This is a genomic window from Blautia sp. HA8986, assembly GCF_056504635.1.
Genome location: NZ_JBWLUQ010000001.1, coordinates 1346893 through 1360706, shown reverse-complemented (window position 1 = coordinate 1360706; position 13814 = coordinate 1346893). Strand labels below are relative to the sequence as shown.

General features: G+C 44.1%; 10 protein-coding genes and 1 pseudogene. 10 read left to right on the top strand and 1 reads right to left on the bottom strand.

Annotated features, from left to right (window positions below):
• The first annotated feature begins 8 nt into the window (after nucleotides 1-8).
• From AC04Q4_RS06380 to rlmD, 10 genes and pseudogenes are all read left to right on the top strand, one after another.
• A complete protein-coding gene (locus AC04Q4_RS06380) occupies nucleotides 9-1160 on the top strand; it encodes an iron-containing alcohol dehydrogenase (RefSeq protein WP_476388743.1) in 1152 nt (383 codons plus the stop codon).
• Nucleotides 1161-1283: 123 nt separating this feature from the next.
• Nucleotides 1284-2228 (top strand): substrate-binding domain-containing protein, encoded by a 945-nt coding sequence (locus AC04Q4_RS06375; RefSeq protein ID WP_476388742.1) that lies wholly within the window; start codon nucleotides 1284-1286, stop codon nucleotides 2226-2228.
• 246 nt (nucleotides 2229-2474) lie between these two features.
• Nucleotides 2475-3842 carry an MFS transporter gene (locus AC04Q4_RS06370; protein WP_119240087.1) on the top strand — a complete coding sequence of 456 codons (1368 nt, stop codon included), beginning with the start codon at nucleotides 2475-2477 and terminating at the stop codon, nucleotides 3840-3842.
• A 127-nt stretch (nucleotides 3843-3969) separates the two neighbouring features.
• Nucleotides 3970-5709: a histidine kinase gene (locus AC04Q4_RS06365; protein ID WP_476388741.1), complete on the top strand. Its 1740-nt coding sequence runs from the start codon at nucleotides 3970-3972 to the stop codon at nucleotides 5707-5709.
• Nucleotides 5709-7295: a response regulator gene (locus AC04Q4_RS06360; protein ID WP_195456549.1), complete on the top strand. Its 1587-nt coding sequence runs from the start codon at nucleotides 5709-5711 to the stop codon at nucleotides 7293-7295. The genes AC04Q4_RS06365 and AC04Q4_RS06360 overlap by 1 nt, the downstream gene beginning before the upstream one ends.
• A gap of 77 nt (nucleotides 7296-7372) precedes the next feature.
• Nucleotides 7373-8415 (top strand): annotated as a pseudogene (locus AC04Q4_RS06355) (LacI family DNA-binding transcriptional regulator).
• A 272-nt stretch (nucleotides 8416-8687) separates the two neighbouring features.
• Complete coding sequence (gene iolG / locus AC04Q4_RS06350; protein ID WP_015524414.1) at nucleotides 8688-9701, top strand: inositol 2-dehydrogenase; 1014 nt, start codon at nucleotides 8688-8690, stop codon at nucleotides 9699-9701.
• Nucleotides 9702-9727: 26 nt separating this feature from the next.
• On the top strand, nucleotides 9728-10627 hold the full coding sequence (gene iolE / locus AC04Q4_RS06345) for a myo-inosose-2 dehydratase (protein ID WP_119240084.1): 900 nt from the start codon (nucleotides 9728-9730) through the stop codon (nucleotides 10625-10627).
• Nucleotides 10628-10729: 102 nt separating this feature from the next.
• Nucleotides 10730-11575, top strand: coding sequence for a class II fructose-bisphosphate aldolase (locus tag AC04Q4_RS06340; RefSeq protein ID WP_476388740.1), 846 nt, complete (start codon nucleotides 10730-10732; stop codon nucleotides 11573-11575).
• Nucleotides 11576-11681: 106 nt separating this feature from the next.
• Nucleotides 11682-12851: a 23S rRNA (uracil(1939)-C(5))-methyltransferase RlmD gene (gene rlmD, locus AC04Q4_RS06335; RefSeq protein WP_178774257.1), complete on the top strand. Its 1170-nt coding sequence runs from the start codon at nucleotides 11682-11684 to the stop codon at nucleotides 12849-12851.
• A 128-nt stretch (nucleotides 12852-12979) separates the two neighbouring features.
• Here the strand turns inward: rlmD and eutJ are convergent, their stop codons facing one another.
• Nucleotides 12980-13804, bottom strand: a complete 825-nt coding sequence (gene eutJ, locus AC04Q4_RS06330; protein ID WP_178774258.1) for an ethanolamine utilization protein EutJ — start codon at nucleotides 13802-13804, stop codon at nucleotides 12980-12982.
• Nucleotides 13805-13814 lie beyond the last annotated feature (10 nt).

The window sequence follows — 13814 nt, the reverse complement described above, 5'->3', positions numbered from 1 at the left end:
TTTTGACAATGGCAAGAGAATTTATTGTACCTGGAGAAATTATTTCCGGTTCCGGAGCACTGGATATGGCGGAGAGCGCACTGAAGCTCCTTGGTAAAAAAGCCCTGATCGTGACCGATAAAGTAATGATCGACCTGGGAAACTGTGCAAAAGTTGAGAAAGCTCTGACAAATCAGGGAATCGAATACAGCATTTATTCTGAGATTTCCGGTGAACCGACAGATACCATGATCGAAAAAGGACTGAAGCTTTATAAAGATGAGAACTGTGATTTCCTGGTAGCACTGGGAGGAGGAAGCCCGATCGACTCCATGAAAGCCATAGGCTCTCTGGTAGTAAATGGTGGAAATATCTCTGATTACATGGGAAAAGTGATCGATGTAAAAATGCCGCCTATGGCTGCGATTCCAACAACTGCAGGAACAGGATCTGAGGCAACTCAGTTTACTATCATCACAGACACAAAGAAAGATATCAAAATGCTTCTTAAAGGCAAAGTTCTCATGCCGGATCTTGCCATTATTGACCCGCAGTTTACCATGACAGCACCGCCTAAGATCACAGCAGCAACAGGTCTTGATGCGCTCTGCCACAGTGTAGAGGCTTATACATCCAGAAAAGCACAGACACTTTCTGATACTTTTGCAGTATCTGCAGTAAAGAGAATCTTCAAATACCTTCCGATTGCATACAAAGACGGAAAGAATGAGGAAGCCCGCGTGCAGATGTCTGTAGCAGCTCTTGAGGCTGGAATTGCATTTAACAATGCATCTGTTACCATCATCCATGGAATGAGCCGTCCGATCGGAGCACTGTTCCATGTAGCACACGGACTTTCTAATGCAATGCTTCTCAAAGAGTGTCTTACATTCGCACTTCCTGGAGCATATGACAGATTCGGAGCTCTTGGACGCGATATCGGAGTAGCTGACGTATCCGATTCCGATCAGGAGGCTGCTGAGAAATTCCTGAAAGCAGTAGAAGCACTTGTAAAAGAGCTGGATACCCCAACTCTGGAGCAGTTTGGAATCAACAAAGAAGAATTCTTCAATGTCATTGATAAAATGGCACATGATGCTATGGACAGCGGAAGTCCGCAGAACACCATGCGTGATGTAACAGAAGAAGAAGTAAAAGAAATCTACAGAAAACTCTGGTAAAATTTGCATGTAAACCCATATTGCCAGTTAAGAAAAGACTCCGGACCGGAGAAAAAGGCTCCGGAGTCTTTTTTCCGGTTGGAAGAACAGGGGCAGCCGCAGAAGAAAGGAGGCAGATTGCCTGTGAGAAAAAAATACATCTGTATGCTGGTGGCAGTTTCAGGCCTTTTAAGTCTTTCCGGCTGCGAGCCGTCAGCAAAAAAGACAGAAGAAGAGGTAACCATTGGTGTTGTTACAAAATCAAAGAGCAGTGAATACTGGCTGTCCGTCTGTGACGGAATGGAGGATGCGGCAGAAAAATACAATGTGGATGTGGTGATTCTTTCTCCTGATGCCGAAACAGAGGAGAATGTCCAGAAAAACATGATCAGGGATCTTCTGAAAACAGATATTCAGGCACTTGCAGTTTCTCCCATAAATTCTTATGACAGTGAGACATATGTGAAAGCAGCCAGAGAAAAAGGAATCTCTGTATATGCCTGTGATACCCCAATGGAAGATTCTGATGTGCCCTATATAGGGATTGACAATGAAAAACTGGGCTATGAGCTTGGGGAAAAGCTTGCCGAGGCACTGAACCACGAGGGAAACATCGGCGTGATCGCCGGAGACTTCCAGCAAGCCGGACACAGGAAGCGTGTCGCCGGATTCGAAAAATATATGGAAAAAGAGACTGGGATAAATATAGAGATGGTGAGAAACGGTTACAGCAATATGCGTGTATCCCAGAAGGATGTGGATGAGATCCTTACGAAATACCCGGATATTGACGGAATCATGACGACCAGTGCAGTGACAGCTCTGGGACTTTCAGAAGCTGTGGAAGGGAGAGGAATCTCAATTGTTTCCGTAGATGCCCAGGAGGATGCGCTGAAAGCTGTCCAGGATGGACAGATCGTAGCGCTTGGAGCGCAGTCCGGCTATCAAATCGGTTATGAAACGATCCATTATATTGTAAAAGATCTGCAGGGAGAAGGAACAGGAGAAGATGAGATTCTGGATTCGCAGGTACTTACTACGGAAAATATCGATGCATACATAAAAGAAGACAAATATTCTTCCTCTTAAAATGTACAGACATGAAGCTGAAAGGATTTTACCAAAAATAAAACACATAATATAAAAATAGAACACAGAAAAAACAGAAATAAAATAACTTTGGCATACATTTAACAGATAGGTAAAAATAATACCGAAAAAACTAAAATTTATCACACTTTGATAATCCCTGATTTTCGATAAAATATAATCATCAAAAGGAAATCGGAAACGAAAACAAAAATGAAAAGAAAATGAAAGGGCGGGATTATTAAGATGGAGAAGAAAAAACTTTCGGTATCAACGAGGCTGTGTTATGCTGGAGGAGATGTAGGATGCAATATCGTGTTCGGAATGATCGGAACACTGCTGACACTGTTTTACACAGATTATGTAGGGATCAGCGCAGCGACAGTCGGACTTGTCATGCTGCTGTCCAGATGTTTTGACGGATTTTCGGATCTGGTAATGGGAGTAATTGTAGAGAGGACCAACTCCAAATGGGGTAAATCAAGACCATGGCTTTTATGGATGAGCGTTCCGTTTGCGCTTTCAGCAGTACTGCTTTTCACAGTACCGCATACAACTGGAATGCTTCAGTTTCTGTATCTGTTTGTGACTTATAATTTCTGTACAACCATATGCTATACGGCAATAAATCTTCCATATGGAAGCCTTTCTACAATGATGATCCGCGAGTCATCTGAAAGAGATAAACTCAGCGTTATGCGAATGGGACTTTCCCCTCTGGGAAGGATCATCGCAGCAACCTGCACGCTTCCTCTTGTAAAACTTGTCGGAAACGATCAGGCTGCATGGATCAAGGTTATGAGCGTATGGGCAGTACTTGCGTTGGTTCTTCTTATTCTCTGCTTCTTCAGATGTGAGGAGAAAGTTCAGATCGAGGCAAGAAAGAAAGACGAGAAACTTCCGGTTCCTACAATGCTGAAAGCACTTTTCACAAACCAGTATTTCTGGTCAGTAATGCTTCTGTGGACAGTACAGAGTGTATCCTTTACGATTACAGGAACCATTCTTCCTTACTATTGTAAATATATCTTCAACAATGATACATGGATGTACAGTGCACTGTATCTTACAGAGACACTGGTTCTGGTAGCAGGAATCTTCGTCTGCTCACCGTTAATTAAGAAATTCGGAAAAAGAAACATCGCATTTGTCGGTGGATTTATCGCACTTGGAGGTCAGCTTCTGTTTTTTATGAATCCATACAGCTTCGGATTTATGGTTATGAGCTGTGTGACACGTGCTATCGGACTTGCACCGCTGAACGCAGTTGTATTCAGCATGGTTGGTGATGTAGTAGAGTTTGGACAGTGGAAACACCACATCCGTCAGGAGAGTCTGATTTTTGCAGGTGGTTCTATTGGAACAAAAGTTGGTGCAGGTCTTGCATCCGCAGTGATCACAGGTCTGTTAAGCAGTTCAGGATATGTAAGTTCTTCCACTGGAATTTCCGCACAGCCGGAGACAGCACTTGAGATGATTGTTTCCCTTTATAAATTCGGACCGATCCTCATTGCGGCAGTGATCATCGTAACACTTTTCGGATACAAGCTTGATAAGATGTATCCGTCGATCATGCAGGAGCTTACCGAGCGTGAGGCACATGGACAGTTATGATCGATTTGTAACACATATATTCAACCAGAAACAGGAAATCCGGCAGGGGTAAAACGCTCCTGCTGTTTCCTGCGTTTATAGATAACAGTGGAATACGAATGTCCGCTTTACAGAAGGGAGGAGTCATATGTTAAAAAGCATCCGGGGAAAGATCATGCTGGCAATCCTGGCAGTTACCATGTTTACAGCATGTTCCATCACAGTGGTATTTTATTTAAGGGCAGCAGGAATGATCGAAGAAAACTATTCCGGAATCCTCTACGGCCGGATGCAGCAGACAGTGAAAGATCTGGACGAATCCCTGAAAGAGATATACTATGTAGATACGAGAGCAGCTTGGGATGAAGCCCTCCGGGAAAATGTCAGGTCTTATATCAGCACGAAGAATGAGGACAATCTGGAGACTGTGGCAGAGCTTCTTCGGAATCATAGCCGGGAATATAAAGATATCAATTCTCTGTATTTCGTTTTCCCGGGGGAAAAAATGGCAGTGACATCAGAAGAATTTCCGGTGAACAAGCAGGAGCTTGCAAAAAAAGATATTCAGAAGCTGGAAGAAGAGCAGGCTGACAATTCCTTTCCTGTTGTTGTGGAATCACTGATCCATGAAGGAGACAGTTTTCTTTCTGTGATCCAGAAAGTAGAAGATGATAACGGAAATGTGCTTGGATATGTGGCAGCAGATATCAAGGAAAGAACCATTTATTATGAATATCTGGAATCCGTGAATGATGAAAAGATCACGACGATCCTGCTGGTAGACAGAAATAATGAGATCATCACCTCCGGGGATTACAGTGATCTTGGAAAAACATTTCCGAAGATTATAGACCATGATGTTCCAGATGAAAACGGATATTTCGAAGAGAATGGTGTGATCTCATTTTTCAGCAGAGGAGGATTTTCCAGTTGTGGACTGTATCTGGAAGTGCCGAAAAAAGAAGTGCTCAGTGGACTTTCTGAAATGAGACTTTTTCTGATTGGGATTTTTGGTGCATTTTTTGTGATGGCAGTGCTGCTGGCATTGTGGCTTTCCAGAGTTGTATGTGGGCCGCTGAAGTCCATGACCAGTACAGTGGAAAAAGTTGGTGAGGGAGATTTAAGTCTCCGTACAGAAGTGGTGACTTCAGATGAGATCGGAACTCTTGGAAAAGAGTTCAATCATATGTTAGACTATATTGAAGATCTGATAGCAAAAGTGATCGAGGAAGAACAGCAGAAAAAAGATGCGGAGTTGGAGGCTTTGCAGTATCAGATCACGCCGCATTTTATGTATAATACTCTGAACTCCATTAAATTTGCCGCATTTTTAAAAGGTGAGAAGGAACTGGCAGGACTGATCGGGGATTTTGTGGAACTTCTTCAGGCAAGCATCAATAAAAAGGGGAGCTTTCTTTCTGTGGCAGATGAGATCCACATTCTGAAAAATTATATCTATCTTCAGGATTTTCGCTATCAGGGAAGCTTCCAGGTGGAGTACAATATTTCCGAGGAAGCATACAGCTGTTATATTCCAAGGCTGATCCTCCAGCCGCTTGTGGAGAATGCGCTTCTCCATGGGATTGATATCAAGAGGCAGAAGGGAAAGATCTGGATCAGCGGAAATGTGGAGAGTGGAAAACTGACTCTTGTTGTGGCAGATAACGGACGGGGAATGACCCGGGAGCAGATTCGAAATCTTTTTAACAGCCATACAAAAAAAACAAACGGACTTTCCGCAGTGGGAGTCCCCAATGTAAAAGAGCGTCTGAAGCTTTATTATGGAGAGAAAGGCGGAATGAAATACGACAGCAGCAGTGAAGGTACAACAGTTACTGTTTTTCTGCCTGCGATCTACGATATACCGGAAGAAAGGAGGAGAAACTGATGTACAGAACACTTGTGGCAGACGATGATTTTCTTGTGAGAAGCTATCTTAAGACACTGGATTCCTGGGAAAAAGCAGGATATGAGATTGTGGACGATGCGGAGGATGGTGAAGAAGCTTACAACTTCCTTCGGAAAGAAAAGGTAGATGTGCTTGTGACAGATCTTTCCATGCCGGTAATGGATGGAATAGAGCTGATCAGAAGAATCAGGGAAGAAAACAGGGAGGTCTACATTATCGTGCTCAGCTGCCACGATGATTTTGAATATGTAAAAGAAGCCATGCGTCTTGGCGCAGATGAATATGTGCTTAAGAACAGTCTGGACGAGGACAGCCTCTACGAAACTCTGGAAAAATCTGCTCGTTTGATTGAGAAACGCAGAAGAAAAAGTCAGGAGCAGGCTCAGACAAGGAAACTGATCCGGTTTGGCAGCCATGCGCTGAAATACTATTTTTTCAACGGACTGATCTCTGGGACGCTGAAAGGACAGGCCCGTGAGGAGAAACGTGTGGAAGCCGGGATCACGGGAAAATTTTTTAACAGTGCTGTGATCTGCATGTTTATGGAAAAATGGGCAGAGAGGGAACGGCAGTGGACCTCTCTTGAGGTCGAACAGTATTCCCACAATTTCCGGCACAGGCTTCTGGAACGGACAGAAGAACTTCTGGGAACGGAGAATGAAGCGTCTGAGGTGATCTATCTTGGCGCAGGAATCTTCTGTTGCTTTCTGGATCTCTCAGAAGACTGCAGGACATCAGTGATGCAGCAGAGACTGACAGAAGCGGCTGCCTCCTGTTACCGTCACTGTCAGGAAGATCTCTGTGAATTTGGGATCAGCGTCAGCAGTGTGTGTATGGGAGAAGAAGGAATCCGCCAAGCTTACCAACAGGCCAGGGAGATGATGAAGATCCGTTTTTATGAGAAAAAAGATATTCTCTATTTTGAAGGCTGTAAAAAAGTTGACAGTGTTCTGCCGGAAAGTGCAGAGAAACTTGCCGGCAATATGCTTTCCATGAAGGCGGGTAATGAGCGGAAGAAAGCCGAAGAACTGTGGGAACAGGTTCTTACAGATTGCCGTAAGCGATATACAGACGGAAGGATTCTTGTGCAGTGGCTGAAAAAAATGAACCAGACAGCAGGAATCGAAAGAGACTCCATCTGGTATGATGAGATTGAAGATATTGAGGAACTGGCAGAAAAAGGAAACTCCTGTATTGCAGAACTTTTTGCAGAAGGTGCAGAGGAAGTTCCGGAGGGGATTTCTTATGCAGTGAAAAAAGCACTTGAGTTTATCCGGGAGCACTACGAAGAGCCGATCAGTCTTCAGAATGTGGCAGATGCGGCAGCGGTGAATCCTGCATATTTAAGTTATCTTTTCAAGCAGGAAATGGAGATCGGTTTTTCCAATTATGTACAGGAACTTCGCATTGACTGCGCGAAGAAACTTCTTTCCGGGACCAACTGCAAGGTGAAGGATGTAGCTTTGCGTTCCGGATTTGGAGACTATCATTATTTTTCCAAAACATTTAAGAAGATCACAGGAATGAGCCCGGCAGAGTACCGGAAAGGTTCAGAGGTATCCTAAGGCGTATCGGCGGGGCGAAAGCGTGAGACAAAAAGCAATACAAAAGTCCGCTTTACAGAAAGACGAGGAACAAGACCATGGGCGTAACCATTAGACAGATTGCAGAGGCTGCAGGTGTTTCCAGAGGAACAGTTGACAGAGCGCTGAATAACAGAGGAAGGATCAGACCGGAAGTGGCAGAACGGGTACGGCAGATCGCAGAGGAGATGGGGTATAAACCCAATCAGCTGGGACGTGCGCTGTCCATGAGCAGAAATAACATTAAGATCGGCGTGATCCTTCAGGGGGCAGAGACTCCTTTTATGAAAGAAGTTATGAAGGGCATTGAGGAGGCCGGAGCGGAAGTTGATAATCTGGGAGGCACGGTGCTGATCCATACCATTGAGCATCAAAGTGCAGAGGATGTTCTTCTTGCCATGGAAAAAATGCGGCAGGAAGAAGTCAGCGGCATTGCAATGGTTCCTCTTGAAGCCGAAGAGGTGAAGAAAGAAATCAACCGGTTTGTGGAAGAGTACCATATTCCTGTGGTGACTTTTACCTCTGATGTGGAGGATACGAAGCGACTGTGTTTTGTGGGGCAGAATGGTGTACAGTGCGGTCGTGCGGCTGCAGGTCTTATGGGAGAACTTACCGGGGAAAGGGCAGAGTTGCAATTATCTCCGGCTACAGCACCAATACTTCTCTCAGCAGTCGTGTGGCAGGCTTCCAGTCTGAGATAAAGAAGAAATATCCGGGGATCAAAATCATCGGGCCGGAATATTGTTTTGAGGAAAATGCCCTGGCAAAAGAGGTTGCAGAGAAAATATTTAAAGACGTTCCGGATCTTGAAGGAATATATCTCACATCTCATGGTGAAGAAGGTGTCTGTCAGGCCATTGCAGAGGCAGGAAAGACGGGACAGATAAAAATGATAGCCAATGATTTTATGGGACGGAACTATGAACTGATGAGAGAAGGTTTTATTCATTTCCTTATTGGACAGGATGCCAGGATCCAGGGATATGAACCTGTGATGATCCTGTTTCGGCTGCTTTTCAATGGAGAGAAACCGGATCGGGAGAAGCTGTTTACGGAAATATATATAAGAAATGAGTATACGATTCCGGAGAGGAGACGCTGAATATGGCGTCTCTTTTTTATATGTGCAGTTATTTCTGTGTGAAAGAAAAAATGGATATGTATTGGATATATTATGGCAAACTAAACCTAAAAATATTACATATTTTGGCTAAAAATAGTTCTCGTCATTTTTAATAGAAAAAAGATGGTAATATTGTTCAATATTAGGTCTTGCGATTTATGGTATGCGATGATATTATATTAAACATAAAGAGCGTGTTCGGACACGCAAAGAGAACACATTGGGAAAATAAATCAAAAGGAGATCAAAAAATGATTAAAGTTGGTATTATCGGAGCAGGAAGAATTGGAAGAGTTCACATCACCAGTATCACAACAAGAGTACCGGATGCAGTGATCAAGACAGTAGCAGATCCGTTTTTAAATGACGAGACAGCTGCATGGGCTAAGAGCATGGGCGTTGAGCACACAACGAAAGATTACAAGGAGATCATCAATGACCCGGAGATTTCCGCAGTGCTGATCTGTTCTTCTACAGATACACATTCTCCGATCTCTGTTGAAGCGATCAAAGCCGGAAAACATGTATTCTGCGAAAAACCGATCGATCATGATATTGCTAAGATCAAAGAAGTTATTGATGCACTTGAAGGTACAAACCTGAAATATCAGGTAGGTTTCAACAGAAGATTTGATCACAACTTTGAGTCTCTTCAGCAAGCTGTTGCAGCTGGTAAGGTTGGTAAACCGGAGATCATCAAGATCACATCCCGCGATCCTGAGCCGCCAAGCATTGACTATGTTAAAGTTTCCGGAGGAATGTTCCTGGATATGACAATCCATGATTTCGATATGGTTCGTTACCTTGCAGGCTGCGATGCAACAGAGGTTTATGTACAGAGCGCGAACCTTGTTGATCCAGCTATCGGCGAAGCAGGCGATGTTGATACAGCTGTTATCACACTTCAGATGGAGAACGGAGCGATCGCAGTAATTGATAACTGCAGAAGAGCTTCCTATGGATACGATCAGAGAGCAGAAGTATTCGGTTCTGACGGAATGGCTGCAATCTCCAACGACAGCCAGTCTTCTACAGTAATCAGCAATGCAGAGGGCGTTACCGGTGAGAAACCAATGTTCTTCTTCCTTGAGAGATACATGGATGCTTACGGTAAAGAAGTTGCAGCATTTATTGATGCTATCGTAAACGACAAAGAGACACCACTCAATGTATACGATGGACTGAAACCGGTATTAATGGGACTTGCTGCCAAGAAATCAAGCGAGGAGCACAGACCTGTTAAAATTTCCGAGATTATGGAATAATCGAGATAATAAAGGAGAATTGACTGATGTTTGATAAGAATAAAGTAAAACTTGGAATTGCACCAATTGCATGGACCAATGATGATATGCCTGATCTTGGCAAGGAGAATACTTTTGAGCAGTGCGTCAGTGAGATGGCACTTGCAGGATTTACAGGCTCCGAGGTTGGAAACAAATATCCGAAAGATCCGGAAGTCCTTAAGAAAGCTCTTGAGCTTCGCGGTGTTGAGATCTGTAACCAGTGGTTCTCAAGCTTCCTTATCACAAAACCATTTGAGGAGGTAGAGAAAGAGTTCCGTGCACAGCTTACATTTCTGAAAGCTATGGGAGCGAAGGTAATCGGTGCTTCCGAGCAGAGCCACAGCGTTCAGGGTCAGCTGGATACTCCGATCTTTGGTCATAAATATGTAATGAATGATGAAGAGTGGGATACATTCTGCACAGGCATGAACAAGCTTGGCAAGATTGCAAAGGAAGAGTATGGTATTGCACTGACCTTCCATCATCATATGGGAACTGTCGTACAGAGCCTTGAGGAAGTTGACCGTATGATGGAGAATACAGATCCTGAATATGTAAGCCTTCTTTTTGATACAGGCCATTTTACATACTGTGGAGAAGATCCTCTGGAAGTTGTAAAGAAATATGTACACAGAATCAAACATGTACATCTGAAAGATATCCGTCCGGAAGTTGTTGAGCAGGTTAAGAAAGAGAACATGAGTTTTCTTGCAGGTGTAAGAGCTGGTGCTTTCACAATTCCTGGAGATGGATGCATCAATTATGATCCGATTTTTAAGGTTCTTGAAGATGCAGGATACGAAGGATACATGGTCGTAGAGGCAGAGCAGGATCCGGCTAAGGCTAATCCGCTTGAATATGCGATCCGTGCAAGAAAATTCATCGCAGAAAAAACAGGACTGTAATTAATAAATAAAAATCAGACGGAAAAAGCGGTATCGGCCATAAGTGCGTGGACACCGCTTTTTCTGTAAACAGTGTACGATAAACAGGACAGGAGGATCATCATGGCACTTGTAAAAATGAAAGATCTGCTGAAGCGTGCCGAGGAGAAAAATATTGGATGTGGTGCTTTCAGCGTTGGTAATATGGAAATGGTGAAAGGTGCGATCCGTGCTGCTGAGGAGCTGGAAACACCGATCATCCTCCAGATCGCAGAGGTTCGTCTTAAGAATTCCCCTCTTCATCTGATGGGACCGATGATGGTACAGGCTGCAAAAGAGGCTAAGGTGGATGTGGCTGTCCACCTGGATCACGGTCTTACTTTTGAGACTGTTGATAAGGCTCTGGACCTTGGATTTACTTCTGTAATGCTGGATGCTTCCACGCTTCCTTTTGAGGAAAATATTGCAAAAGTGAAGACTGTTGTGGAGAAGGCGCAGAAGTATGGTGCAACTGTAGAGGCAGAGCTTGGCCTGGTAGGTGGAAGTGAAGATGGAAGCTGTGATCATGGAATTCGCTGCACAGATCCGGACGATGCAGTTGTTTATGCAAGAGAGACAGGAATTGATGCACTTGCAGTTGCCATTGGTAATGCTCACGGAAATTATCCGGTAGCACCGACACTTGCTTTTGATGTTCTTGAGAAAATCCATGAAAAAGTTGATATCCCGCTGGTACTTCATGGCGGAAGCGGTATCACAGACAAAGATTTTCAGAGAGCGATCTCCCTTGGAATCCGCAAGGTGAATATTGCAACAGCAAGTTTTAACAGCCTGACTGCTCATGTGGAGAAATATATGGCTTCCACAGACAAGCATAATTTCTTTGACCTTAATGAGGCAATGGTGCAGGGAACCTATGAGAATGTGAAGAGACATATTCTTGTATTTAACGAGCAGTATCAGAAATAAAGGATTTCCCCCGAAACCTTGTAAAAAAAGACAAGGTCTGTTAAGATGTTCTCAGTGAAAATACTGGGAACATCTTTTTTGTGCCCGCGAAAGAGGAGAGAGAATAATGGAACAGAAAGAACAGGTCTGTTCAGTTGCGAAAAAGTGCGGTGGCTGCCGTTATCAGGGCGTACCGTATGAAGAACAGCTTCGCAAAAAACAGAGATATACAGAAGGACTTCTGAAGAAATTCGGCAAAGTTGAGCCAATCATTGGCATGGAGAATCCTTATTATTATAGAAATAAAGTTCACGCAGCTTTCGGACGTGACAGAAAGGGTAATATTATTTCCGGAATTTATGAGGAGAGAAGCCACCACATTGTTTCTGTGGATGATTGTATGATTGAGGATAAAAAGAGCCAGGAGATCATCCGTACCATTAGGGGAATGCTGAAATCATTTAAGATCAAGACTTATGATGAGGATACAGGATACGGACTGCTTCGACATGTGCTTGTGAGAAGAGGCTTTTCCACAGGGGAGATCATGGTGGTGCTGGTAACAGTTTCCCCGATCTTTCCATCCAAGAATAATTTTGTGAAAGCTTTGAGAAAAGAACATCCGGAGATCACTACAGTTGTCTTGAATGTGAATGACAGGCAGACCAGCATGGTGCTTGGAGAAAGGAATATTGTACTTTATGGTCCCGGATTTATAAAAGACCGTCTTATGGGACTGACATTCCGTATTTCCCCGTCTTCATTCTATCAGGTGAATCCTGTGCAGACAGAAGTTCTTTATGGTAAAGCCATGGAGTTTGCCGGCATGACAGGGAAAGAGCGCGTGATCGATGCTTACTGTGGAACGGGAACTATCGGAATCATTGCATCCAGAAATGCAAGGGATGTGATCGGTGTGGAACTGAACCGGGATGCTATCCGTGATGCCAGAATGAATGCAAGAGAGAATAAGATCCGTAATGTTCGCTTTGTTCCGGGAGATGCAGGCTGGTTTATGGAAGGAATGGCAGCGGAAGGGGAGAAGGTTGACGTTGTTCTTATGGATCCGCCCCGTGCAGGCAGTGACCGCAAATTCCTGCACTCTTTATTAACCCTTTCACCGGATAAGATCGTTTACGTATCCTGTAACCCGGAGACCCTGGCAAGAGACCTTGCATATCTTACAAAAAGAGATTATCAGGTAAAGAAAATCCAGCCTGTAGATATGTTTCCTGTCACAGATTCTATAGAAACCGTTGTTTTGCTGGGCAACCGGAGAAACAGACCACAAAGATGAAATGAAATATTTCAAGGGCATTTCAGAACGATATAAAATATGTTGAACAGAAAATAAACAGGCATTTGCTAAGAAACGGGTTTGATAACCCGGTTCCGGAGCAGATACCTGTTTTTTATATGACTTTTTCAGACTTTCGGAAGCTCGCAGTGATATGCGATGCCAAGTGGTGTGACAAGAAGAGGATGTACAGGTCTGTATACAGGAAGCTTCAGTTTCTTCTCAAATACAGTTGTGAATTCCCTGAACATGCAGGAGCCGCCTACAACGTAGACTGCAGGAACCTGGTAGCCCTGCAGGAATTTTTCTGTGATGACCGCCATTTTTTCTACGGTGGCTTTGATCACCGGAAAGATCTCGGCTTCTTTTTCCGGTGTTGTTTTAAGAACTTCAGCTTCTTCGTAAGGAATCTTATAATGACCGGCTACAGTCATGGTCATATGGCTTCCGCCCGTAGCTTCGTCATCTGTGTAGATTACTTTTCCGTCTTTCAGGATGCTGATGCCGGTTGTTCCACCGCCCACGTCCACAACGGCGCCGTCTGTGATTTTTAACACAGCAGCCGCAGCAGTTGGTTCATCGATGATTTTTGTAACTTCCAGTCCTGCTCCTTCCAGAACATAGCCGATGCTCTTGATGCTTCCTTCGGAAACTCCGGGTGGGATGGCAGCAGCTCCGTAAAGGAGTTCTGTGCCAAGTTTTTCCTCAAGCTCCTGTTTGAGTTTCGTTACAAGCTGAACAGATTCGTAATAGTTTACGATCACGCCGTCCCGGATTGCATGGGAAGGTGCCGAAGCTCCGGCAACAGGACGGTTGTTGCGGTCAACAACTGCAAGGACAGTGTTGGCTGTACCAAGGTCAACGCCGACTTTAAGCCGTCCGCGGAATTTTTTGCATTCACCTGTCTGTACAAGCTCTGCGAAATTGGACAGAGTTCTGTTTTTTAATTCCATTTAAAAAATC